This window comes from Streptomyces sp. NBC_01384, from assembly GCF_045040035.1.
In the GTDB taxonomy this organism is placed as follows: Bacteria; Actinomycetota; Actinomycetes; order Streptomycetales; family Streptomycetaceae; genus Streptomyces.
On sequence record NZ_CP109559.1, the window covers coordinates 7,429,582 to 7,453,009 of the forward strand.

The following is a 23,428-nucleotide window of genomic DNA, read 5'->3' on the forward strand; positions in this document are numbered from 1 at the left end:
ATGAAAGAGACCGTCATTACCTCGGGGACCGGAACCGTCACGGACGGCCGGACCGTCGACTTGCGTGGCCTGGCCGACCTGGGCCAGCCGATTGACTGCACTCAACGTGTCATCACGGTTTCGGGCCGCAATACCCTGTGGCTGGTCGACGCCGGGGCGCTGGACCTGTTTGCGGTGGACGCGCCTGAGCACGGCGGACAGTGGCACTTCGTAGGCAGGCTGGAGACCGGCACGATGCTGCTGCCTCCCCCCGAGGGCCCGCGCCACAGCCTCGTGCTGCGGCCGCTCGAAGACGCCGGCCTCAGCATGTTGATGGTGAGTGATCTCGTCCGGCGGCATCAGGGCGACACTTCCCAGGGACCGGCTGGCGACGCGCTTGTGGCCGAGGCGGACGCCGTGGCCGACGGTGTGGACCGCGGGCTGGCCGTGTTTCACGAGTTCTTGCGAGGCGGGGAACTTCCGCCCCGCGACTTCGTCCCCCTCGCAGGCGGTACGGAGACCGTACTGGCCGCCGGGCAGCGGGCGCGGTCGATCGACGGCCTCATATGGGTTGACGTCCTGCACGGACGGGTGGCGGCTCACGGCCAGAGCGGCTTCAGCGAGCGCCGGGCCGGCGACTTCGTGGCGATCGGTGAGCGCTCCTGGGTGTCGACGGACTCTTCCGCCCGGATCCGGGTTCGCTCCAGCAGGCAGCTCATGGCCGAAGGCGCCTTCTGGAAGTACCTGCTGCAAACGGCGAACTCCACCATGTACCTGGTCGACCGGGCGGTCGAACACCGGGGCCACGTCGAGGAACGCAAGATCCTCGATGGTGGTGAGGCCACCCGCCTGTCGAGCGAACATGCCGAACGCTCGCTTCGCGCCGTACTGACCCCGACCGCGCACCCGTCACGGTCCGGGGAGACCGCTGATGAGGACCCGACTACGGCGGCTTGCCGCCTGATCGCCGAAGCCATGGGAATCACCCTCGTCGACAGCGCCGGGGAACCCCCTAACCGCCACATCGGTCCCGTCGAGCGCATTGCGGTCCGCTCCCGCTTCCGTACCCGGACGGTCGTCCTCAAGGACCAGTGGTGGCGTACCAATATCGGCCCGCTCGTGGGGCACCTGCACAAGGATCACACCCCGGTTGCGCTGATGTGGCGGCGCGGGCGGTACTACGCCGTCGATGGGATCACGGGGGAGTGGGCCGCCGTCTGCGCGGATGCCGCGCCCGCGTACGAGGACCGGGCGGTGATGTTCTACCAGCCATTGACAGATTCCGTCTCCGGCTGGCGGTTTCTGCGGCATGGCGTGCGCGGCAGCGGCGGTGATCTGGGAATGATGGCTCTCAGCGCGACCATCGCGGTCGGGTTGAGCGTCCTGGTGCCGTACGGCACCGGCAAGGTACTGGGCTCATTCATCCCCGCCGCCCAGAGCACGCTAATCGTCCAGCTGTGTGCCGGACTCCTGGTTGCCGCACTCGCATCGGCCGGCTTCGGCATCCTGCAGAACCTGGCGCTCCTGCGAGTCGAGGGCCGGTTCGAATCCATCCTGCAGGCGGCGCTGTGGGACCGGCTGCTCCGACTGCCGACGGGCTTCTTCAAGCGGTACAGCACCGGTGAGTTGGCAAGCGCGGCACTCGGCATCGAGAACATCCGGGCCGTCCTCATGGACGTCAGCGCAACCCTGCTGTACTCCAGCGTCGTCGCCGTGATCAACTTTGCCGTTCTGTTCTGGTTCAGCGTACCGCTGGCGTTGCTCGCCACCTTCTTCCTGGTGATCGGGGTGGCGGTGTTCGTCATTCTCGGCTCGCGTCAGATGGTCTGGCAGACCAGGTCCCTCCAGATGGGCTTCACCCTCACCGATCAGGTTTTTCAGACCCTGCGTGGCCTCCCCAAACTCCGCGTCGCGAACGCCACGGACCGGGCCTATGCGAACTGGGCGAAGCGGTTCTCCGGGCAGAAGGAAGTCCAGAAGCGCATCGGCCACTACCAGAACGCGATCGCGGTCTTCAACGCCGCTTATCTGCCGCTATGTACCCTTATCGTATTCTTCGCCATCTGCGGTCCCTTGCGTGGCAGTATTTCTATAGGAGATTTCCTCGCCTTCAATGCCGGATTCGGCATCATGATCGCTGCGGTGGTCCAAGTCACCAGCTCGGTCACCGGCGTCATCAACATCGTGCCCATCATGAACCGGATCCGCCCCATTCTCGAGGAACCGTTGGAGACGGTCGCGGGAAGCATCCCGCCCGGTGAACTCTCAGGTGCCATCGAGATCAACCACCTGTCTTTCGCCTACGCCAAAGGTGCTCCTCCGGTGCTGCAGGACATCTCCTTCCGCATCCGGGCCGGCGACATGGTGGCCATCGTCGGCCCGAGCGGCTGCGGCAAGTCCACGCTGTTGCGGATGCTGCTCGGCTTCGAGCAGCCGCTCGCCGGGAGCATCCTCTACGACGGCCAAGACTTGTCCTCGCTCGACCTTGCGGCGGTCCGCCGGCAGTGCGGCGTTGTTCTCCAGCAAGCCAAGCCGTTCACGGGCAGCATCCTGCAGGCCATCACCGGCGCTCAGAACTACAGCATGGACGAGGCATGGGAAGCCGCGGACATGGCAGGGCTGCGCAAGGACATCGAGGCCATGCCGATGGGCATGCACACCTTGATCGGAGATGGCAGCACGCTGTCCGGCGGTCAGCGTCAGCGCCTGGTGATCGCGCAGGCCTTGATCCGGCGCCCGCGCATCCTCTTCTTCGACGAGGCCACCAGCGCACTCGACAACGAGACCCAGCGCATCGTCACCGAGAGCACCAGGAGTCTGCACGCCACCCGGGTGGTCATCGCGCACCGCCTGTCCACAGTGTTGGAGGCCGACCAGATCGTCGTGTTGTCGGAGGGGCGGATCGCCCAGTCCGGTACGCCGGCTGAGCTCCTCGCCGACACCGGCGGCATCTTTCACCAGCTCATCCAACGCCAGATCCAATAGCCGAAGTGGATATCCCATGAAGAGCAGAACCGTACGGTGCGCCCTGCTGGTCCTCGGCCCCCTCGTGGGCCTCGGCCTCACCGGGTGTGGGGCCACGACACAGGTCAACCCCGCGGCACAGCGGACGGCGCAGGGGCTGACCAAGGAGCAGGCGCTGGCCGCGGTACGCGCCTACGACCAGGGCAACAATACGGTCAACGCCCACCTGGATGGACCGGGGCTGACCAGGATCGAAGTGCCGCCGCTGCTCACCGCGGACCGTGCGTGGATGCAGATTACCGACGCTCTGCACCAGACCGTCCCGCGCATGGAGAGCAAGAGCCCGGTCGTCTACATTCCCGGTGGGGCGGATCCCAACTGGTTCCTGACCGTGTCAACCAGGGTCCGTGGTGGCGTACCGGGCCCTCAGTCGACCTACTCGGTGTACGTACGATCCACTTCCACCTCGCCTTGGAAGGTGGCCTACTCCCTGACTCCCACGGGGGACGTGCCAGACCTTGCCGTAAGCACCAACGGCACGGCCTCGGCACCCGGCAACGTCAGCGACCTGTTGATGGAGCCCGCCAAGCTTGCATCGGCGATCCTCGCGCACTACCAGCGCGGCCTGCAGGGCAAAGACACTTTCCAACACAGCGCCGCGCTGGACGAGCAGCTCGGGGCCGGCTACACGCTGGGCGTGAAGGTGCTCCGGCAACGCGACGAGGTCCTTTCTCGAGCCCTGGCGAAAGACTCCTTCAAAGGATATTCGCTGCGCACTTCGGACGGTGGCGCCCTGGTTTTCTCGGCAAATATTGTCAAGGATTCCCTTGTGCCGAAAAAGTCGGACGGTATAGTCTCCCTGAGAGCCGGAAGTAATGATGCGGCACTCTTGGCAAAGCCTGGCGGAGCATCGGCGAAGAAGTTTCTCATCAGCCGGATCGAGACTTTCATGACGTACATTCCGAAGAAATCCTCCGGCACCGGAGTGACGGTGCTCGGCTATAGCGAAACGGCCGTTTCCATCAAGAAATAAGTCGCGGGAAAACCACACACCCGTCACACACAGAGCGGAGACAGTGCATGAGTGGGAACGACACCCAGGCCCAGACCGGGGAGCCGACCGGGTACGAGGAGTCGATCGAGGTCGACGACACCGACCTCGACGAAGTCGATGCGGGCGACGGAGGGCAGACCACCTACCCGCCGTACCTCTGAACCGTACGTCGGCTGCTGCCCGAACCGACGAATGCCCGCTCCCGGCGGGGAGCGGGCATTCGGGTAGGTGCCGGTCCAGTGCGCTGCGGGTTGGTTGGCCCGTCAGGGCTACCGACGCCGGTGGCCGCGCGGTCAGTCTGGGATGGTGGTGCCGGATTCGGCTTTGAAGACAGTGGTCAGCTGATCGCGACCTTCGACATTGAGCTTGCGGTATGTGTTGGTCAGATGGATCTCGACCGTCCGCTGCTGCACAAAGAGAATGGTCGCGATCTCGCGGTTGGTCTTGCCCGCGAGTGCCAGCTTTGCAACTTTCAACTCGGATCCGGTCAGGCTGGCCAGCCCGTCCCGGGGCGCCCGGCGTGTCCGTCCGCCCGCGGCGAGCAATTCCCGCTTGGCGATGGCCACCTCTTGGTGTTGACCAACCGATTCGGCCAACTCCAATGCCTCCCGCAGAACTTGGCGAGCGCGGGTGAGTTCTTCGCGCTGCGCGAGCAGTCGTCCAAGGCTCAGCAGGGTCCGGGCCTGTTCGGGTTTTGCGTCCGTCGCGCCCAACAGGCCGACCGACTCCTCTAGCAGAGCCAGCTGATCCAGACCAGGAGAAACAGCCGCCTGTACCCGCAGCGCGGCGCCGAGGTGCACCGCCGAGCCCCACTCCCGGGCCAGCGCCACCTCCTGGACAGCGTAGGACCGCGCCTCTGCGTCCCGCCCGCAGAGGAGCAATGCCTCCGCCGCAGCGGAGCGCCAGGGCGCGGCCGCGGGGTTGTTGACGCAGTGCTGCGTAAGAAGCTCACCGCTCGCGAGCAGATCCTCAACAGCCTCCTCTGGGTACCCCGCGGCCAGCCGCAACCGCCCCCTCGCCAGCAGCAGGTAGCCCAGCCGCACACCTGATGCCGGCGAGCCGGACAGGTCCGCCTGCTCCAGTACGGCGAGCGTTTCCGCGTGGCCCTCGGCGTCGACCGAGGCCAGCAAGAGGAATGTCAGGCAGAGGTCGGAAAGCAGCGAACCGCGCTTCACACCGGACCGGCTGAGAAGATCATTGGCAGCTCGTGCGTCCTGCAATGCGTCGGACCGCCGACCCAGGCCCAGTGTGATGGCGGCCCGGACGATCAGGCCGAGGGCCTGGAGCGGCAAGTGCTGCCAGCGTTGAGCTGCCGACAGGGCGGACTGGCAGAGGGCACGGGCGCCGCCCAATTCACCAGCCAACGCCAGGGCGGCGGCAGCGAATAGGTGCCCAGCCACGCTCTCCGCGGTGGAGGGGTAAATTCCGGAGGCTTTCCGGGCCAGGTGCAGGGTGATGGCGCGGGCACCGAGACGTTGATGTGAGCCGTCGGCCTGTGGCGCATCGGGGCATTCGTTGGGGCCGTGGGAGTCGGCCGAGCACGCTGCGAGGGACTCGACCAGGGCTGCGATACCGAACGCCAGCGCCCCGCCGCCGCTTTCCTCGCGTAGTTCCGAGAGGAGTCCGCGTACCGCGTCGGGTGAGTGGGCCTCGGTCAACAGCCGCCACCTGGTCTCCAGAGGGCTGCGTGAGCGGCCGGACGGGTCCGCTGAGATCTCGCCGAATATCGCCGCGGCCTGATCCGTACGTCCCGACAGGATCAGCAGGACGAAGTCGTCCGGTCTGATCAGCCGGTGCACGGTGCCGGGCGGCGCCAGCGCTGCGGCCCGGCTCAGGTTGCGTGAAGTCTCGGCCAGGTCAGTTCTGCTGCTTACCGCTGCGAGGTCGATGAGTACGGCCATGCGCTCGTCGGCTGGGAGCGACTCGGTCAGGACGCGCCGAAGGTAAAGGCCAGCGGTGTGCGGATCGCCTTCGGCCAGTGCGGACTGGGCCGCCGAACGCAGCATCCCCGGCACCCACGGCTCATTCAATGGCCCGCTCGCCAACAGCTGTTCGGCGACAGTCGCGTCCGACTCCCCGTCCGCCTGCAGGAGCTTTGCGGCCTGCTCATGGACTGCTTGCAGGGCAGTGTAGGCGTGCTCGCGCATGATGGCCGTCCGCAGCAGCGGTTGGGCGACCCTGACCTGCGGCGGTGCGGCGGCCAGCAGGCCCAGTTGCGTCATGGCCTGGCAGCCTGTGATCGCCTCTGCGAGCGTGACGGCGCTCAGGGCCGCCACGCGCTCGTGGGTGGCCTGCCCGTCGAGCACAGCGACGGCCCGCAGCATGCTGAGCGCGTTCGGGGAGATTCTGCGCAGGCGCACTTTGATTGCCATCGCTAGCGTCTCTGAGGGGCTCTCGGCCTGTCGGCCGACCGCCTCGGGAGTGAGCGCTGAGGCGGAATCTCGGATTTGGCGGGCCAGTTCGGTGAGGAGCAGAGGGTTGCCATCCGTCTCCCGTAGGCAGGCCGCGACGAACGTCTCGTCCACGGCTGGGGCCTCCAGCCGCTCCTCCAGGACGGCCGCCGTGTCGCTGAAACCGAGTCGGCCGAGGCGGAGTTGCTGTTGGCTGGTAACTCGCAACTCGTCAAGCAAATGCGGGTCCGTGCCCGGAATTCCACCGCAAATGCTCGTCAGCAGGGCGACGGGCAGGTACTCCACACGTTCGGCGAGCGTCGCCAGCCAGCACATGGACTGGTGATCCGCCCAGTGGACGTTGTCCACCACGATGAGCAGGGGCCGCCCCTGGTTGGCCGTCTGAGCCAGAGCAGTGTCCAGGACGTCGAGATCCCGGTGCAAGCGCTCGGAGTAATCCTGGAGCTGATCAGTGGCCGTGAGGGCGTCGCGTGCTTCCTTGGGGAGTGAGTCCAGCAGTCGCATCACCGGATCGGGATCGATCTGCGCCCGACACGACTCGAACAGGCGACGAGCGATGGTGAACGGGCGCCGGTGTTCCGCGTATGTCCCACGTGCCTGCATGACCACGAAGTCTTGGTTACGTCCCAGCGAGCCTGCGGCGCTGAGCAGAGCGGACTTCCCTGATCCGGCGCCGCCCCAGGCGATGACATGGCTTCCAGTGCCACGGGTGGCCGACGCCAGCATGTTTCTGATGGATAGGAGTTCGCTGTCCCGGCCGCGCAGCACATTTGAGTGTGTTGCCATAGTTTCTCCTGCTGCAGCCTGCCTGGCCGACAGTCTCTGTCGGGATCCAGTCCAGGCCTCCAGCCTCTTGCGCAGATTACATGGGTCTCTGCAGAATTTTGCGTGGATCTCGCGTGGGTGCACCGCTATCCAATGTGGCGGTCAGACCGGACACCATGCCGTACGCATGCAGCTTGCCTGAAGTTCCGGTCGTCATGCCGTATCGGCGGCTACGGCGGGATGGTGTTCCTTCCTGTGCACCGATCACGGTTGGGGGGTGCCACCGGCTTCCGGGGCATGCACGGCGAGGGGGGTCACGGCTGTGGCGCAGCAGACAGTGATCATGCGGGCAGTGATACCGCCCGCCAGTAGCGTTGCAGCGTGGACCAGGGCGTCAGCCAGCCACGGACGGCCCGGAGTGCTTGGGGCCAGCAGGCCGGTTGGGGCTGCTGGGACTCCGGTTCTCCCCCTCTCTAACGGGCCTGGCAGTGCGTCAAGTCCGGATGGCGGGGTGGCCGGAGCGGGCGGGGCGGGGCGAACCAGGTGTTCCAGCAGAAGCTGAACGCGCAGTTCACGAGGGCCTGGTGGCGCTGGATCGCAGTGTCGGAGCGGACCTGGAAGTCAGCCCGGCCGAGGTCGTCCTCGACCTGTTTGTAGCTCTGCTCGACCCAGTGCCGCAGCCCGTAGATCCGCACGGTCTCGGCGAGGGCGGCGGGCGGGTGGGGCGATTCGGCGACACGTGGGGAGCCCGGACGTGGCAGGTCGGTGGCCAGGTACCGGGTGGCCTTGGCCGGCAGGGTGGCCGGGTCGGCGGTGGCCACCACCAGGCGGACGTTCCCGTCCGGGCCCCACCAGCCCAAGGAGGCCTCGGCGGCCCACCAGGTGGCGGTGTGCCCGTCGCGGAACGTGCGCTCGATGCGTGACCAGTCCCCGGGGTGTTCGGGATCCTGCCAGGCCAGGAGGCGGGCGGCGTCGACGGGAGTGTGGGCGTGGGGGCCGTAGGCCCAGGTTCCGTGCCGGGGCTTGAGGGCCGTCACGAACGGCAGGCCGGCGGCGTGCAGGGCGGCGCGGAAGCTGTCCTGGTCGCCGTAGGCGCAGTCGGCGGCCACCGCGCGGAAGACCAGCCCGGCCGCCTTGGCCCGGGTCGCCAGGCCGGCCGCGATCTGCAGTTTCGTGCGAAAGCCCGGGTCGTTCTTGCCGCGGGGGAAGTGATGGGCCGGGGTATAGGGGCAGGCGTGCACCGGGTAGTGCCATCAGGGTCTTACCGCATCTGACCGCCTGCGACGCGCCCGGAGACGCGCCGCTTCTCCTGCCGGGGAGCGCGTCGCAGGCCGGATGATTTCGGTCAGGCGCTCTCTCCCGGGTCTGCTGGTTCGGGCCATGGGAAGCCGAGTGTCTTGGCGAACTCACGGCTGCCGCCCCTGACCTGCGCGTAGGTCTTCGGGTCCTGCTCGGCGAGTTGCTGCAGTGCCACGGCAGCCTGATTCTCGGGAGGTGTGCCGTCGTCGGGAAGACTCCAGATGAACTGCAGCCAGGGGCCGTCCTTGTCCCGCTGCCCGGTGGCAAGGCCCGGCCAGTACATGAAGGAGACCACGGTCGAGTCCTGATCCTGGAAGTCGGTGCCGATCCAGCCGACCTGGCCGTCCCATCGGGTGAGGAGGTCGGGTTGCTCGCGCAGCCCGGCAGCTATCAATCGGGCGGTATTTCGAGCCGGCCAGGCCCAGGAGTGGTCGTTCTCTGCGCGCTCGATCTCGGCATCGTAGTCGGTTGCATCGAAGCGGTACTCGGGGAGTTCCGCGCGCGGTTGCCGCGTCGGCGGGCGGCCGTCGAGTACTGCGTGCCCAAATCCGCGTGTAGGAGAAGCAGAGTGGGGATACACGCGGCGGGGGCTGGCCTCAGTTCCCATGAGGCCAGCCGCCGTTCTCCCAGTGGCTCTTCGCCTAGTGTCCCGAGTCTTAGGAAAGCTGTAGAAGTATGCTTGGCTCATGGCGCGCATGGGTCGGCCGACGGTCGAAGTGGTCCTGACGGATGACGAGCGTGAGACGTTGCTGCGCTGGTCACGGCGGGCGACGTCCGCGCAGGCTCTGGCCTTGCGCTGCCGGATCGTCCTCGCGTGCGCTGACGGGTTGTCGAACACTGCGGTGGGCGCGGACCTCGGGATCCACCCGACCACGGTGGCCACGTGGCGGAAGCGGTTCGCGGCCAACCGGCTGGAGGGCCTGGCCGACGAGAAGCGGCCGGGCCCGGCGCGCACGGTGACCGACGAGCAGGTCGAGGACGTGATCGTGCGGACCCTGGAGGCGACGCCGAAGGGTGCCACGCACTGGTCCACGCGCGAGATGGCGAAGCAGAGTGGGCTGAGCCAGTCGACGGTCTCACGGATCTGGCGCACCTTCGGCCTCAAGCCGCACCAGGTCGACACCTTCAAGCTGAGCAAGGACCCACAGTTCGTCGAGAAGGTCCGCGACGTGGTGGGCCTGTACCTCGATCGGGGCTTCCCCCAAGGCCGGGTAGTTAGCGTTTTCGCAGGTCACGCAAGGGGAGTTGACGTCCATGTGGTGGCGGCGTAGAGGCCGGGACCGATCTTGTGGATGAGTCCGGTTTCGGCCCATCGGGAGAGCTGTCTATACATCGTGTGCAGGGTGACGTCTCCGAAGTGTGCGGCGATGTCGCGGGGGCGCCAGAGGCGGGTGGGGTCTTCCTGGAGTAGGGCCAGGATCCGATGCCTGCGTCGCTGGGTGGGGACGGTGTGCCTGTCGTCCCGGGAACGGGTAGGCAAGACGGGCTGCGGATCCGGGGGTTCGAGGACGGTGATGTCGAGGACGGTGACGGTGCGGCCGGCGTCGGGCCGTCCGTCGTCCTGTCGCTCGCTGTAGCGGGAGATCGGTGATTTGACCTTGCGGGTGCTCACTCGCTGTCGTCGGGGCGGGAGCAAGTCGGCCAGGACCCGCTGCCCGATGAGACCCACCGCGGCGAAGTGCGTGACGATACCGGCGGCCTGGATGACCTGGTCACGGGCAGTCTGGAAGGCGATGGTGAACCCGCAGCGGTCCGGGTCGGTGCCCGGAAGGGACTCGGCAGCATCGACCATGACGATCCGCAGTGCCTGGTAGAGCGTCAGCAGCGACCACATCTCCTGCTCGACGCCAACCGGGTCGCCGGAGCGCAGAACACGCCCGGCCAGGATCGTGTGGCGGAGCGCGTAGTACGCCGATTCGTGTTCCCACCGCTGGTGGTAGAGGTTCGCCAGCACAGCGGCGGGGTAACGACGCGGGTCGGTCAGGGTCGTGGCCAGTCGGTAGGAGCCGGTGAAGACAGTGCCGTCGGTGCACGTCACGGTGATCTGCGCATCGATGACTCGCACCTTCACGGTGCCGATCACCGACAGGTACGAGCCGTCAGCCAGACGCGCGAGAACCGGGGTGCGCCGGTTGCTGCGAAGCCGGCCCAGGAACTGGGCGCGGGTCGCGGTCACGGCCGCGAGGAAGCTGTTGCCGTCGAAGCCCTTGTCCCACAGCACGAGCATGTCCGGCCGGAGCAGGTGCAGGAGACGGGCGGCGTAACTCGTCTCGCCCTCGGTGGTGGGGCCGAAGACCGCGCCGATCAGGGCCCTCGTCCCGGTCTCGACCAGCGTCATCAACTCCAGCGTGGGATAGCCGTGGTGGGAGGTCCGGCCCAGCCAGGCCCGGTTACGTTCCGTGTCGAGGACCTTCTGCGAACTGCAGCCGTCGAACGACACCGTCCGGTACGGGCCGAACCGCACTCCTGGGGTCGTCGGCCGGGCCAGCGGCCCGGCGAGCACGTCGAACAACGCCCGCACCGGCGCACAGCCCAGCCTTCGGCGCAGATCACGCAGCGCCTTCGGCGTCGGAGAGACCACTGGCATCCCGGCCAGCCCGGCGGTCAGCTTGTCCCAGACCAGCCGGTAGCCGACCTCGGGGAAGAGACACATCGCGAGCAGGAAGTAGACCCCGACGCGCGAAGGAAGATCACGCAGCCGCCTCTGCACGCTACGGGTCTGCTGAAGGACCGCGTCGATGAGCTTGAACGGCACGACGGCCGTCAGCTCACCCAGATGGCCGGGCGCGAACCTCCCCGCGGCCATGGTGACCGTACGGGTGATGGTCACCACCGGGACGGACAGGACATGATGAGACGGCAACGGAGCTCCTCGGGAACAAGCTGTCTTGGTCGACTGCCTGTACCAACGAGCTCCGTTGTTCTGCGTCGGAAATCCTTCAGCGAGCTTGCGTGACCTGCGAAAACGCTAACTACCCGGCCTTGGCCTTTCCCCCTGAGCGTGGACACCTTGGACACTGGACCTTGAGGGTCCAGAGGAAGAGATGTCACGCATGGTGATGACGGTGTATTCGGCTGAGTTCAAGGCGGACGCTGTCGCGCTGTACCTGTCGGACCCGAAGGACACGTTCGAGGGCGTCGGGAAGGAGTTCACGGATGGCATGGGTGGCCAGGTCGTCCGGGCGCACCCCCGCCAGCGCGCCGCTGTAACGGCCGATCGGCGTGCGCACCGCGTCGACGATGTACACCGTGTTCACAGCAGACCCTCCCGGACAGTGAGCTTCGCGTCGGTCTTGGCGACGATCTCCTCGACGCTCACCCCGGGCGCGGTCTCGACCAGGACGAGTCCGTCGTCCGTGACGTCCAGGACACCGAGGTCGGTGATGATGCGGTCGACGCATGCCTTGCCGGTCAGCGGCAGCGTGCACTCGGCCAGGATCTTCGGCGTACCGTCCTTCGCGGTGTGCGTCATCACCACGATGACCGTGCGGGCCCCGTGCACCAGGTCCATCGCCCCGCCGATCCCCGTCACCAGCTTCCCCGGAATCGCCCAGTTCGCCAGATCACCCTGCGCCGAGACCTGCATCGCACCGAGCACCGCCACATCGATGTGCCCGCCCCGGATCATCGAGAACGACAGCGCCGAGTCGAAGAACGACGCCCCCGCAAGGACCGTGACGGTCTCCTTCCCGGCGTTGATCAGATCCGGGTCGACGGCGTCCTCGGCGGGGTAGGGGCCGGTGCCCAGGATGCCGTTCTCCGACTCCAGGACCACCTCCACACCCTCCGGCAGACAGTTCGGGATCAGCGTCGGCAGCCCGATCCCCAGATTGACGTACTGCCCGTCTTGAAGCTCACCGGCCGCCCGCGCGGCCATCTCCTGGCGCGTCCAGGCCATCAGCTGCTCACCGTCCGCTGCTCGATCTTCTTGTCCCCGGCCTGCCCAGGAGTCAACGCCACCACCCGCTGCACGAAGATCCCCGGCACATGCACCGCATCCGGATCGATCTCGCCCGGCTCCACCAACTCCTCCACCTCCGCGACCGTCACCCGGCCCGCCATCGCCGCGAGGGGGTTGAAGTTCCGGGCGGACTTGTTGAACACCAAATTCCCGTGCCGGTCCCCCTTCGCCGCCCGCACCAGCGCGAAATCCGTACGGATACCCCGCTCCAGCACATACTCGGTCCCCTCGAAGTCCCGCACCTCCTTCACCGGCGACGCCACCGCCACCCCACCCCGCCCGTCATACCGCCACGGCAGCCCGCCCTCCGCCACCTGCGTGCCCACCCCCGCCGGCGTGTAGAACGCCGGGATCCCGGCACCCCCCGCACGCAGCCGCTCCGCCAGCGTCCCCTGCGGAATCAGCTCCACCTCCAGCTCACCCGCCAGATACTGCCGCGCGAACTCCTTGTTCGCCCCGATGTACGAACCCGTCACCCGCGCGATCCGCCCGGCCGCGAGCAGCACCGCAAGACCCGACTCCGTCGCCCCGCAATTGTTCGAGACGACCGAAAGCCCCGTTATGCCTCGATCCAACAACGCCCGGATCAATATGTCCGGCACACCGCTCAACCCGAAACCACCCACCGCCAGCGACGCGCCGTCCGGAACATCGGCCACCGCCTCCCCGGCCGTGGCGACCACTTTTTCCATCGCTTTTCACGCTGCCTCTCGCCAATGCGGACCCACCGGGTGTTTTTCCGTAAGGCAATGCATAAGATTTGGGTCGGGCTCGGCGACAGCCTCCGAGCATGATGGGAATCGCGGGCCCGCACCTGCACCCACGGTCCGACGCCTCGCCCCGGCCCACCATCCCGCAGATAGGTGATATCGCACGCGCGCCCTTCGGCGTTGGGGTCCTGAGGGTCGCGCGAACAAGGTATTCCCGGGGGGCTGCTCGTCATCTTTCACGGATTCCGTTGACGCACATCATTTCCGTGGCGAGGCTTCCTTCCACCCATGAAAAGGCGCGGCAGGACCGAGGGAATCATCATGAAGGAATTCGTGCACCGGGGACAGATCACCAAGGTGGTCTTCGGCAGCGGAACGCGCAGCCGTATTCCCGAGGAGGCCGATGCTCTCGGATGCCGGCGGGTGCTCGTACTGTGCACGCCCGGCCAAGTGGACCAGGCAGCGCAGATACGTGATCTGCTGGGAGCGGCAGCCGCGGGAATCTTCGCCGAGGCCGCCCCGCACACCCCTGTCGAGGTCACCGGGAAGGCGGTCGCGTACGCCCGGTCCGTAGGAGCCGACTCGGTGCTCGCCGTCGGCGGCGGATCGACCATAGGTCTGGGCAAGGCGATCACCGCGCGGACCGGTCTTCCGCAGCTGGCGCTGCCCACCACCTACGCCGGCTCGGAGATGACACCGATCCTCGGAGAGACCGAGGGCCGCAGGAAGACGACCCGGCGGCTGGCGGAGGTACTGCCCAGGACGGTCGTGTACGACGTCGAGCTGACGCACACACTTCCGGCGCCGGTATCGGTGGTCAGCGGCATCAACGCGATGGCGCACGCCGTGGAGGCCCTCTACGCACAGGACCAGGACCCGGTCGCCTTCCTGATGGCCGGTGAGTCGCTCGACGCCCTCGCCCGCTCCCTTCCCCTGATTGCGCGACGTCCGGACGACGCGGAGGCACGTGCCGACGCGCTGTACGGCGCGTGGCTGGCCGGCACATGCCTCGGCACGGTGGGCATGGCCCTGCACCACAAGGTGTGCCATGTGCTGGGCGGCACCTTCGGGCTGCCGCACGCCGAGACCCACACGGTCGTCCTGCCGCACGTCATCGCCTACAACGCCCCGGCCGTCGGTGAAGCCATGGCCCGCATCGCGCGGGCACTGCCGGGGGACGACCCCGCGAACGCCCTGTTCGACCTCGCGGGGCGGCTCGGCGCACCCAGAGCCCTGCGGGACCTCGGCATGCCCGAATCGGGGATCGAGCAGGCGGCCGAACTCGTCGTGCGGGACGGCTACTGGAATCCCCGTCCCGTGGACCGGAGCGCGGTCCGCGCCTTCCTGACCCGCGCCTGGGCCGGCGAGACGCCATGAACGTCGCCGGGGCATCCGCATCCACAGACCGACTCCGCCAGCGATCACTCAATCACCACAGGAGCACGTCATGCGTGATCTGACCAGCGACACCATCACCGGGGCCGTGATCTCGACCATGCGGGACACCAAGGACCCCCGCCTCGCGGAGATCCTGCACTCACTGGTCCGCCATCTCCACGCCTTCGTTCGCGATGTCGAACTGACGGAGGACGAGTGGGCCGCGGGAGTCGACTTCCTGACGCGTACCGGGCACACGTGCACGCCGACGCGTCAGGAGTTCATCCTGCTCTCCGACGTACTGGGCGTCACCATGCTCGTCGACGCCCTGAGCAACCAACGCCCCGTCAAAGCGACCCAGAACAGCGTCCTGGGCCCCTACTTCAGGGAGGACCGGCCGGAGCAATCCGACGCCGCCGACATCTCCGGAGGCCTGCCCGGCACCCCGCTGTTCTTCGAGGGATGGGTTGTGGACCGCGAGGGAGCGCCGGTGCCCGGCGCAGGGGTGGACGTCTGGCACAGCGACGCGGACGGCCACTACGACATGGAGGTGCCCGGCCAGGTCGACACGGCCATGCGCGCGCTGTTCCGAACCGACGAGACGGGGCACTTCAGTTTCCGCTCCATCCGCCCGGCCAGCTACCCGATCCCCGGTGACGGCCCGGTCGGCGAACTCATGAGTGCCACCAGCAGGTCGCTGATGCGTCCCGCCCATGTGCATGTGCTGATCACGGCCGCGGGATTCCAGCGCGTGACCACCATGCTCTTCCCCTCCGACGACCCGTACCTCGACACGGATCCGGTGTTCGGAGTCAAGCAGTCACTGCTGGAGTCCTACGACACGTACGAGGCCGACTCGGGTCCCTGCCGTGGCCTGACCGACGTTCCGTACACCCTGCTGCGCCGGACGTTCGTCCTCGAACCCAGCCCCGCGGGCTGACCTCGCTGCCGCCGGCGCCGCACACGTCACGCCGCGCCCGAGCGACATGTGCGCCCAACACACCCACCGGGACCGGGAGCCACCCCGGGGCCCGCGCCACACACCGACGTTCCCCCGACTTTCACGGAGGCCCCCCGATGACTGAAACCCTCGAAACGACAGTCGATTTCCGAGCCACGATGGGCCGGCTCGTCACGGGTGTCAGCGTGATCACCACACGCTCCGGAAGCACGCCCATCGGGATGACCGCGAGCGCCGTGTCCGCCCTGTCCCTGGCCCCGCTCCAGCTGCTCGTGTGCATCGGCAACCACCTGTACACGCGGACCGCGATCGCGGAGCACGGCCGCTTCGCGGTCAACGTGCTCGGCGAGGACAGCGAGTCCCTGGCGCGGAACTTCGCAGCCTCCAAACGGGACAAGTTCGCGGGCGTCGAGACCATCGACGACCACGGCGTGCCGGTGCTGAAGGACGCCATCGCGGCCGTCGTCTGCGATGTCGCCGAGGCGCTCCCCGGCGGCGATCACACCATCTTCGTCGGTGACGTCCGCTACTGCACGCACCGGGTGGACAGCCGGCCGCTGGTCCACTTCGCCGGCGGCTTCGGCGCGCTCAGGGCCTCGCACTAGGGGGTGTCCGGCGGATCATGCCGGCGTCGCGGGCCCTGGCACGCGCTCCCCGGAGGGGGCACCCCCAGCGGCGTTGTCGTCGGTCGCCGACGTCCCCCAGCCTTCGGCCGGGGGCGCCCCCACCGCGTCGACTGGCTCCTCCGCCTGGCAGCTGCACCCCCCGCTCGAACAAGCTTGAGCGGGGGGACCCCCTCGCCCCCGCTCGGGTTGGCCAAGAAGCACCGTTTCTTGGCCGACCTGATCCGCCGGACACCTAGGCCCCGGCGGCCACCGCGGTCCCCGTGACCGGCCCACCGACGCCCCCGACGTCTGGCTCTCGCAGGCGAGCCAGGGCCGTCGGGGGCTCCCGCTCGTCCCGACTACTTCACGGAAGGTGCCATGACCAGTTCCGTGCCAGCCTTCAAGCTGCATCCTCCGGCCCAGCCCCCGCATCTTCTGACCCGCCCGCGACTGCTGCACCGGCTCGACGCGGCGACCGAGCCCGTGGTGGTGGTCTCCGCACCGGCCGGTGCCGGAAAGACGGTGCTGCTGACCGAGTGGTCGCGGGACCTGGCGGCTCGCGGCGAGTGCGCCTGGCTCAGCCTGGACGCCTACGACAACGCCCCGGACCGGCTCTGGGCGGGCATCCTGCGGGCGTTGCAGCAGGCACGACCGGACCTGCCCGCCCGCCTTGGCGGCGGCGAGTGGACGGCCGACACCTGGCTCGACGAGACCCTGCCCACTCTGCTGACCGGGCTGGGTGCGGCGGGACCGCTCACGCTGATCCTCGACGGGCTGGAGTCCGTCACGGACGCCGACGCACAGCGCACCCTGGCGGACTTCCTGACCAGGCTTCCGCACGGCATCCGGATCGTCCTGTCGACGCGGCACATTCCCGGAAGCCCCCTTCCGGCCCTGCGCGCCCGGGGCCTGATCGCCGAACTCGACCAGCACGACCTGGCCTTCACCCGAGAGGAATCACGGGCAGTGCTCACCGGGTTGCTCGGATCCGCTCCCACCGCGGAGAGCTCGCGCGCACTGCACGAGGCCACCGAGGGATGGGCTGCCGGGCTGTGCATCATGGGGCGCGCCCTGGCCCGCTCCGGGAACGCGGCCGACACCGAGGGGCACTTGGCCCGGGGCAGGCAAGCGATCACCGAGTATCTGGCCACCGAGGTCCTCGACCGGCTCACCACCGAACAGCGCCGGTTCCTGCTCCTTACCAGTGTGCTCGACGAACTGAGTGCTGGCCCGTGCCAGGCCCTCGCCGGCGACCGGGCGGGCGTCCTGCTGCGAGAGCTTGCACGAACCGTGCAACTACTGGTCCCCGTCGCCGCAGAGGCGTCGGCGTACCGGCATCATCGGGCACTGGCCGCACTGCTGTCCGACGTCCTCGAGTCCGAAGGATCGGACACCGTCGCGGCCCTGCACCGGTCGGTGGCTCAGTGGTACTCACGGCAGGGGAGGACGACCGAGGCCGTACGGCACTGGACGCAGGGCGGAGAGGAGTCCGCGGCCGTCGCGTCGGTCCTCGACGGATGGGAGACGGCGGTCTCGGCGGGCCGCGGTGTGCAGGTCTCGCAGTGGCTGGACATGCTGCCGCATCGCACGGTGGCCGCCGACGCGCGGCTGTGTGTCGTGGCGGCGATGACGGCTCTCGCGAACGGCGCCCCCGAGACGGCCTGCCGATGGCTGGACGTGGCACTGCTCAGGCAGACGGGAGCCCAGACCGTCGGCGAGGGCGGCACGGTCTGCTACGCGGCAGCCGTCGCCCAGGCCATCGCCTGCTGTCTGAAGGGGGAGGTCCTGACCGCCGACCGGCTCGGCGAATCCGCCGTCACCGGAACCCTGCCGCTGACCTCCTGGCGTGCCCTGGCAGGTACGGCCCGCGGTGCCGCTCTGCTGTGGACGGGCCGGTACGAGGAGGCGGAGGTGCTGCTCGGCGAGGCGACCCGCGACGCGCACGCTGCCGGGCACGGCCTGGCACTCGTCCGCGCGCTGGGCCTGCGGACCCTGTGCGCACACCTGGCCGGGCGTCGCGAACTGGCACACATCCTGAGCGAAGAGGCGCTCCAGGAGATCGCGACGGTGGGCCTGGACCGGCACTTCGTCTCGGTGCCCGCCTATGTCGGCCGGGCCGGCCTCCTTCTCCAGGAGGTACGCCTCGACGAGGCCGAACAGGCGCTGGCCGACGCGGAAGCGGCGCTGGCGGGCTCGCCCCGGACGGAAAGCGAACCCCATGTGCGTGCGTTGTGGCACTTCACGCGGTCGCGGCTGGAGAGCGCGCGGCGCGACACTAACGCGGCGCGCAAGGCCCGGGAGGCCGCCGAGCGGGCGGCGGCCAGATGCGAGTCGCCCGGAATCCTCACGGACCTGCTCGGCCGAGCAGATGGGGCCACGGCGGTCACACCCGCCGCCCCCCGCCCCCAGGACCTGTCGCTGGGGGAGCGCCGGGTGCTGCGTGCGCTGTGCGGCTCGCTGACACTACGTGAGATCGCCTCCGAGCTGTACGTGTCCCACAACACCGTCAAGACACAGGTACGCGCGATCTTCCGCAAGCTCGACGCACACGACAGGAGCGAAGCGGTCGCCAGGGCCCGGGAGTGCGGTGTGCTGTGATCCGGGCCCTGACCGCCGCTCCTAGGCGTCCAGGCGTGAGGCGTCCTGGCGCCGGGCGTAGTTCGCCTGGGCCTGGTACGCGGTCTCCTCCTCGTCGCTCACGCTCTCGATGCCGCAGACCTTGCGCGCGAGGTCCGCCATGGCGCCGTTGGGGGACATCTCGGCGCGCTTCATGGTGAGCGTGCGGATGGCCAGCAGGGGCGTGCCGTTGAAGTTCTCGAAGACGCCGATGCGGTCGCCCCAGTCGGATAGGAACATGTCGCGGATCACGCGGCTGATCTTCAGCCGGTCGTGCGGCCTGCCGACCGGTCCGGTCTGCAGCGCCTCCAGCCACGGCCTGAGTTCGGGCTGTTGCCACTGCCCCTCGGTGGGATAGATGAGCGCGGCACGGCCGGCCAGATCGATGAGCTCGTGCACCATGTCGGTGATGTGCTCGATGTAGTACGCCCGCCCGAAGTCGAACATCAGGACGTTCGGCTTGAAGATGCCGCCGGGCGTGAAGAACCCTTGGGCCTCCGAACCGACCACATGTGCCTTGAGCGTCTGGTGGAAGCCGGCGAACCTGGCTATGCGGGCCTGGACAGGCGGCAACTGGTAGGTGCCGATGTGCTCGGTGACCAGCAGGGCCAGACCGAGCATGAGCTCGGCCTTCACCATCGCCCGCACCAGCGAGTGGTAGTGCAGCCAGTCGAAGACGCGCTGCGGGTACAGCGACGCGTGCTCGGGGTTACCGATGTGGAAGACCCGGTTCCAGGGGATGAGCACATCCTCGAACACGATGATGCTGTCCAGCTCGTCACCCTGCGAGGCGAGCGGGTGCTCCACCTCCTCGCCGTCCCGGACGTTGCTCTCGCGGCAGATGATGGTGATCCCGGGGGTGTTGGGCTTCACCGCGCCGTAGATGATCTGCTCCGCGACGATGCCGGGGCGGTAGAAGACGCCGATGTGGATCACGTCACCGAAGGCTGCGCCGGTGCTGATCGCCTTCACACCCCGCACGGTGATGCCCTCGTCCGAGGTGCCGACTACCCGCAGGGCGGGGGACTCGGCCTGTGCGGAATCGCGCGAACGGTCCGCCTGCGGGTCGACGAAGGCCGGCGTCGCGTTGAGGTCACCGTCGCGCGCCTCGTTCCAGAAGTCGCGGATCCCCTGGGTGAGGTCCCTCCCGTCGGTTCCGACGGACTGGCTGCTCCAGGGCTCCGGGTCATCGACGTAGGTCAGCAGGACGTAGTTGTTGACATCCGGGGTGCGCGGGATCGCCCCGCCGCCCAGTTCCCGCTGCACCGTCTCCAGGTAGCGCCGCTTGCGCAGCAGCTCCTCCTTGGAGCGGTGCTGCAACCACGTCATGGACCGTCGCACACCCTCCTCGTCCACGAACGTCATGACGTCCTGCAGGTCCGGGCGGTGGTGAAGGTCGTAGAAGGCCGCGATGCTCCGGGCATACGCCCGGGTCTTGGGGTGCGTGGCCACGTTGTCGACGAGTTCGTCACCCACCCACACCGTACGGCCGTCGTTCAGCGCTGCCAGGTATTCCTTGCCTGTACGCACGTCGTACTCCTCTCCAGGGGACAAGAGATCTGGATGTCATGGAGCATGCGTCGCGACAGGGTGAGCCGACGGCCCGGAAGGGACATTCACCCGGGTGAAAGCCGTGGTCACCGGGGAACCGGCGTTGAGGACGGATGTGCCCCTGCGGCATGCTTGCCCCATGCACAGCACAGACCCCGCCGGCGACGAAGCCGGCGGGCGTGGGAACCGGGCCATGACGGGGCTGCGCCTGAGGGGACGGGACCGCGAGGTCGTGGCCGCCCGTGAGGCACTGGACGTGGTGCGCGGCGGACGGGGCGCCTGCGTCGTCGTGGAGGGCGCGGCCGGCGTCGGGAAGAGCCGGTTCCTCGCGGAGCTGGACGAGATGGCACGGCGGTCCGGGTTCGACGTGGTCTCGGTGCGGGCCGACGAGCTCGACCAGTACGCGGCAGGAGCCGCACTGCAGTCCACTCTGCAGCCCTCCGACGGCTCCCACCGAGCCCTCGCGGCCGCCGACGACCAGCGGCTCTGGCTGCTGGACAGCATCGCGGACGCTCTGGAGGAGCGGGCTCAGCGCGCGCCGGTGGCCGTGCTCGTGGACGACTCCCAGTGGGCCGATCCCGCCACGCTCTTCGTACTGCGCACTCTGCCCGGACGACTGGCCGCCTCGCGGATCCTGTGGGTGCTGGCGGTACGGTCGGACACCGAGCGGCCGATCGTGGCCAGGGTCCGGGAGGACCTCGAACGCCTCGGCGCCCGATGGCTCACCCTGGGCCCCCTGCCACAGCGGGAACTGCAGCACATTGCGTCCGATGTCCTCGGGACGACGCCGTCACCCGGACTGGCCAGGCTCCTGCGCGGCGTCGCGGGCAACCCCTTTCTGGCCATCGAACTGGTACGCGGCTTCGCCGACACCGACGTCGCCAAGATGGAGGCGGGCGAGACGGGCCTGCTGCGCGACGGCATTCCCGTCAGCTTCCGCCGCAGTGTCGCCGCGCGGGTGGACCGGCTCCCCGAAGACGCCGTGCACCTGCTCCAGATCGGCTCCGTCCTCGGCCGCGAATTCGACCTCGGTACGGCCGCCCGGATGATGGGCAGGCAGGTGGGCAGCCTGCTGTCGGGCGTCGAGGCGGCCCTGAACGCCGACCTGCTCTCGGCCGGCGGCCCACGACTGGCCTTCCGCCACGACCTCACCCGGCAGGCGGTCCACGACAATCTGCCCCTGGCCGTGCGGACCGCCCTGCACCGGGAGGCGGCCGACAGCCTCCGCGGCACCGGAGCACGCCCGGCGGAGGTGGCCTGGCACGTCGTGATGTCGGGCGGCCCGGTCGACGACCATTCCGTGACCACCATGACCACCGCCGTACGGGACATGTCGTCCTCGGCCCCCGACGCGGCTGCGGATCTGGCCCAGCGGGTCGCCGGCCTGCTACCCCCGCACGACCGGCGCCGTACCGCCCTGCTGACCGACGCTGCCGAGTACCTCGGCCGTACCCGCCGGGTCCACGAGGCGCTCGACCTGGTCGATGCCACGCTGCCGGAAGGCCTCGAGTCGCTGCAGGAGGCGAGGCTGCGCCTGGTGGCCGCCGAGATTTACCAGGCCGCGGGCGACGACGCCGCCGCGATGACACACCTCCAGAAGGCCCTTGACCTGCCCGGGCTGCCGTCCGACCTGCGGGTCCGGCTGCTGAAGACCAAGGCGACGGGCCACCTCTACCTGGGGGACATCGCCGCCGCCGAACAGACCGGGACCGGGTTGGTCGAGGCCTCCTACGGCAGCGACGATCCGGCCGTCGTCGTCAGCGCCCTGGTGTTCCAGTCACAGGCGTTCTTCTACCGTGGCCACCTGGCCCACGCCCTCGAACTCGCCGAGGAGGCCACCCGGCGCGACGGCACCGAGCCCGCCGCGCTCTATCTGCGGCCCCCGCGGATTCCGGCACTGTGGCTGGCCACCGTGCTGACCGTCACCGACCGGCTCGCGGACACCGAGCGGACCCTGCGGGAGGGACAGCGCGAGGCGGAGGCGCTGGGCCTGGGCTGGTCACTGCCCCACTGGCACGCCGCCCGCGCCTGCGCGCTTCTCGAACAGGGAGCGCTGGACGACGCGGCCGTGGAGGCCGAGGCCAGCCTGGTGGTGGCGGACGAACTCGAGATCACCCTGCCGAATCCGCAGGCCCGTGCCGTCCTGGCACTGGTGGAGATCAGACGCGGTGACCTGGCCAAGGCCCAGGACCACCTCAGCACCGCCGACGCCGGCTCCGGCACGCACACCCAGCGGTACGGCCCCTGGGTGTCTCTCGCCCGCGCCTGCCTGGCGGACGCCGAGGGCGAAGCCGGCGCAGCGGCGGCGGTACTCGCGGAAAGCTTTGCGAGCCAGGAACCGGCGCGCCTGCTGACACTGTCCCCGTCCCACTGGCCCGAGATCGTGCGCACCGCGCTCCGCGGCGGGGACCCGTCGCTCGCCCAGGCCGTGTCGGGCGCACTGCTCAGCCTGGCCGCCCAGGACGAGAGCTGGCAGATCATCGGGGCCGTCCGCGCCCATGTGGACGGCCTGCTTTACAACGACTCCGGCGCACTGGCGTCCGCCGTCACCGGCTACCGGAACACTGGCAGACCATTGGCCCTGGCTGCGGCCTGTGAGGACCTCGCCGAGCTGATGACGCAAGCAGGCGACACGGCATCGGCGATCCCGTACTTCGAAGAAGCGGGCCGCCTGGCGTCGGCCTCAGGGGCAGGGCGCGACCAGGAACGGATCCGGGGGCGTCTGAGGCGGCTCGGCGTGCGTTCCGCCCCCGTGCGGACCCACACGGCCGGCCCCCAGGGATGGGAGGACCTGACCGAATCCGAGCGGAAACTCATCCCGCTCGTCGTCGGGGGACTCACGAACCGGGCCATCGCCGACCGGCTCTACGTGTCCGTGCACACCGTCAACACCCATATGAAGCACATCTTCGCCAAGCTCGGCATCAACTCACGGGTCGAGCTGACCAGGCTGGCGATCGAGCGGGGTACCGGCGCCGAAGCGGCCGACTGACCGGTGCACCGAACGCGGGCCGCGGTGGCAGAGATCCCCTGAATGGGTGACGCCCGACTCCGGCCGCACCGGTGACGCTGGACGCGACGGAGCGGCCTCCGGCACGGCGTCGTCAGGACCGGCAACCCCGCCGGATCCGAGCGTGACCGGAGATGAGCCGGCGGAGCGAGACCGACAGGAGCA

General features: G+C 68.8%; 15 protein-coding genes and 2 pseudogenes. 9 read left to right on the forward strand and 8 right to left on the reverse strand.

Annotated elements, in window-relative coordinates; all coding sequences use genetic code 11:
• Genes OG747_RS33905 through OG747_RS33915 form a run of 3 tightly spaced genes read left to right on the forward strand, consistent with a single transcriptional unit; the run spans position 1 to position 4,158 of the window.
• On the forward strand, positions 1-2,964 hold the full coding sequence (locus OG747_RS33905) for an NHLP bacteriocin export ABC transporter permease/ATPase subunit (protein WP_405883170.1): 2,964 nt from the start codon (positions 1-3) through the stop codon (positions 2,962-2,964).
• A 16-nt stretch (positions 2,965-2,980) separates the two neighbouring features.
• A complete protein-coding gene (locus OG747_RS33910; RefSeq protein WP_405883171.1) occupies positions 2,981-3,976 on the forward strand; it encodes a hypothetical protein in 996 nt (331 codons plus the stop codon).
• 47 nt (positions 3,977-4,023) lie between these two features.
• A complete protein-coding gene (locus OG747_RS33915; RefSeq protein WP_405883172.1) occupies positions 4,024-4,158 on the forward strand; it encodes a hypothetical protein in 135 nt (44 codons plus the stop codon).
• Between the two features lie 132 nt (positions 4,159-4,290).
• Here the strand turns inward: OG747_RS33915 and OG747_RS33920 are convergent, their stop codons facing one another.
• The 3 genes from OG747_RS33920 to OG747_RS33930 form a co-directional block, all read right to left on the reverse strand.
• The gene (locus OG747_RS33920) at positions 4,291-7,194 is read right to left on the reverse strand and encodes an AAA family ATPase (protein WP_405883173.1); all 2,904 of its coding nucleotides are present in this window, start codon (positions 7,192-7,194) and stop codon (positions 4,291-4,293) included.
• Between the two features lie 452 nt (positions 7,195-7,646).
• Positions 7,647-8,414, reverse strand: a complete 768-nt coding sequence (locus tag OG747_RS33925) for a transposase (protein ID WP_405883174.1) — start codon at positions 8,412-8,414, stop codon at positions 7,647-7,649.
• Between the two features lie 104 nt (positions 8,415-8,518).
• Entirely contained in the window at positions 8,519-8,866 is a 348-nt protein-coding gene (locus OG747_RS33930; protein WP_405883175.1) for a hypothetical protein, read from the reverse strand.
• Positions 8,867-9,167: 301 nt separating this feature from the next.
• Here OG747_RS33930 and OG747_RS33935 point away from each other — a divergent pair.
• Positions 9,168-9,662 (forward strand): annotated as a pseudogene (locus OG747_RS33935) (IS630 family transposase); the annotation flags it as partial.
• A gap of 41 nt (positions 9,663-9,703) precedes the next feature.
• Here the strand turns inward: OG747_RS33935 and OG747_RS33940 are convergent.
• The 4 genes and pseudogenes from OG747_RS33940 to OG747_RS33955 all read right to left on the reverse strand — a co-directional run bounded on the left by OG747_RS33940 (position 9,704) and on the right by OG747_RS33955 (position 13,125).
• A complete protein-coding gene (locus tag OG747_RS33940; protein WP_405885827.1) occupies positions 9,704-11,278 on the reverse strand; it encodes an IS4 family transposase in 1,575 nt (524 codons plus the stop codon).
• Between the two features lie 337 nt (positions 11,279-11,615).
• Positions 11,616-11,729, reverse strand: a pseudogene (locus OG747_RS33945) (acetyl-CoA acetyltransferase); the annotation flags it as partial.
• A complete protein-coding gene (locus OG747_RS33950) occupies positions 11,726-12,370 on the reverse strand; it encodes a CoA transferase subunit B (RefSeq protein ID WP_405883176.1) in 645 nt (214 codons plus the stop codon). The pseudogene OG747_RS33945 and the gene OG747_RS33950, both read right to left, overlap by 4 nt.
• On the reverse strand, positions 12,370-13,125 hold the full coding sequence (locus OG747_RS33955; RefSeq protein WP_405883177.1) for a CoA transferase subunit A: 756 nt from the start codon (positions 13,123-13,125) through the stop codon (positions 12,370-12,372). The genes OG747_RS33950 and OG747_RS33955 overlap by 1 nt, the downstream gene beginning before the upstream one ends.
• Positions 13,126-13,464: 339 nt before the next feature.
• Here OG747_RS33955 and OG747_RS33960 point away from each other — a divergent pair, with 339 nt between their 5' ends.
• From OG747_RS33960 to OG747_RS33975, 4 genes are all read left to right on the forward strand, one after another.
• Positions 13,465-14,520, forward strand: coding sequence for a maleylacetate reductase (locus tag OG747_RS33960; RefSeq protein WP_405883178.1), 1,056 nt, complete (start codon positions 13,465-13,467; stop codon positions 14,518-14,520).
• Positions 14,521-14,590: 70 nt separating this feature from the next.
• A complete protein-coding gene (locus OG747_RS33965; RefSeq protein ID WP_405883179.1) occupies positions 14,591-15,460 on the forward strand; it encodes a dioxygenase in 870 nt (289 codons plus the stop codon).
• Positions 15,461-15,597: 137 nt separating this feature from the next.
• The gene (locus tag OG747_RS33970) at positions 15,598-16,086 is read left to right on the forward strand and encodes a flavin reductase family protein (RefSeq protein WP_405883180.1); all 489 of its coding nucleotides are present in this window, start codon (positions 15,598-15,600) and stop codon (positions 16,084-16,086) included.
• A 378-nt stretch (positions 16,087-16,464) separates the two neighbouring features.
• Positions 16,465-18,684 carry a LuxR C-terminal-related transcriptional regulator gene (locus OG747_RS33975; protein ID WP_405883181.1) on the forward strand — a complete coding sequence of 740 codons (2,220 nt, stop codon included), beginning with the start codon at positions 16,465-16,467 and terminating at the stop codon, positions 18,682-18,684.
• Between the two features lie 21 nt (positions 18,685-18,705).
• Here the strand turns inward: OG747_RS33975 and OG747_RS33980 are convergent, their stop codons facing one another.
• On the reverse strand, positions 18,706-20,232 hold the full coding sequence (locus tag OG747_RS33980; protein ID WP_405883182.1) for a 4-hydroxyphenylacetate 3-hydroxylase family protein: 1,527 nt from the start codon (positions 20,230-20,232) through the stop codon (positions 18,706-18,708).
• 160 nt (positions 20,233-20,392) lie between these two features.
• On the opposite strand from OG747_RS33980, the gene OG747_RS33985 reads away from it, so the two are divergent.
• Positions 20,393-23,245: a helix-turn-helix transcriptional regulator gene (locus OG747_RS33985; protein WP_405883183.1), complete on the forward strand. Its 2,853-nt coding sequence runs from the start codon at positions 20,393-20,395 to the stop codon at positions 23,243-23,245.
• Positions 23,246-23,428: the final 183 nt, after the last annotated feature.

Coding starts and splice junctions, on each gene's coding strand:
- OG747_RS33920 (WP_405883173.1), bottom strand. CDS start 7,194: ATGGCAACACACTCAAATGTGCTGCGCGGCCGGGACAGCGAACTCCTA.
- OG747_RS33905 (WP_405883170.1), top strand. CDS start 1: ATGAAAGAGACCGTCATTACCTCGGGGACCGGAACCGTCACGGACGGC.
- OG747_RS33955 (WP_405883177.1), bottom strand. CDS start 13,125: ATGGAAAAAGTGGTCGCCACGGCCGGGGAGGCGGTGGCCGATGTTCCG.
- OG747_RS33985 (WP_405883183.1), top strand. CDS start 20,393: ATGCACAGCACAGACCCCGCCGGCGACGAAGCCGGCGGGCGTGGGAAC.
- OG747_RS33950 (WP_405883176.1), bottom strand. CDS start 12,370: ATGGCCTGGACGCGCCAGGAGATGGCCGCGCGGGCGGCCGGTGAGCTT.
- OG747_RS33940 (WP_405885827.1), bottom strand. CDS start 11,278: ATGGCCGCGGGGAGGTTCGCGCCCGGCCATCTGGGTGAGCTGACGGCC.
- OG747_RS33960 (WP_405883178.1), top strand. CDS start 13,465: ATGAAGGAATTCGTGCACCGGGGACAGATCACCAAGGTGGTCTTCGGC.
- OG747_RS33975 (WP_405883181.1), top strand. CDS start 16,465: ATGACCAGTTCCGTGCCAGCCTTCAAGCTGCATCCTCCGGCCCAGCCC.
- OG747_RS33910 (WP_405883171.1), top strand. CDS start 2,981: ATGAAGAGCAGAACCGTACGGTGCGCCCTGCTGGTCCTCGGCCCCCTC.
- OG747_RS33970 (WP_405883180.1), top strand. CDS start 15,598: ATGACTGAAACCCTCGAAACGACAGTCGATTTCCGAGCCACGATGGGC.
- OG747_RS33965 (WP_405883179.1), top strand. CDS start 14,591: ATGCGTGATCTGACCAGCGACACCATCACCGGGGCCGTGATCTCGACC.
- OG747_RS33915 (WP_405883172.1), top strand. CDS start 4,024: ATGAGTGGGAACGACACCCAGGCCCAGACCGGGGAGCCGACCGGGTAC.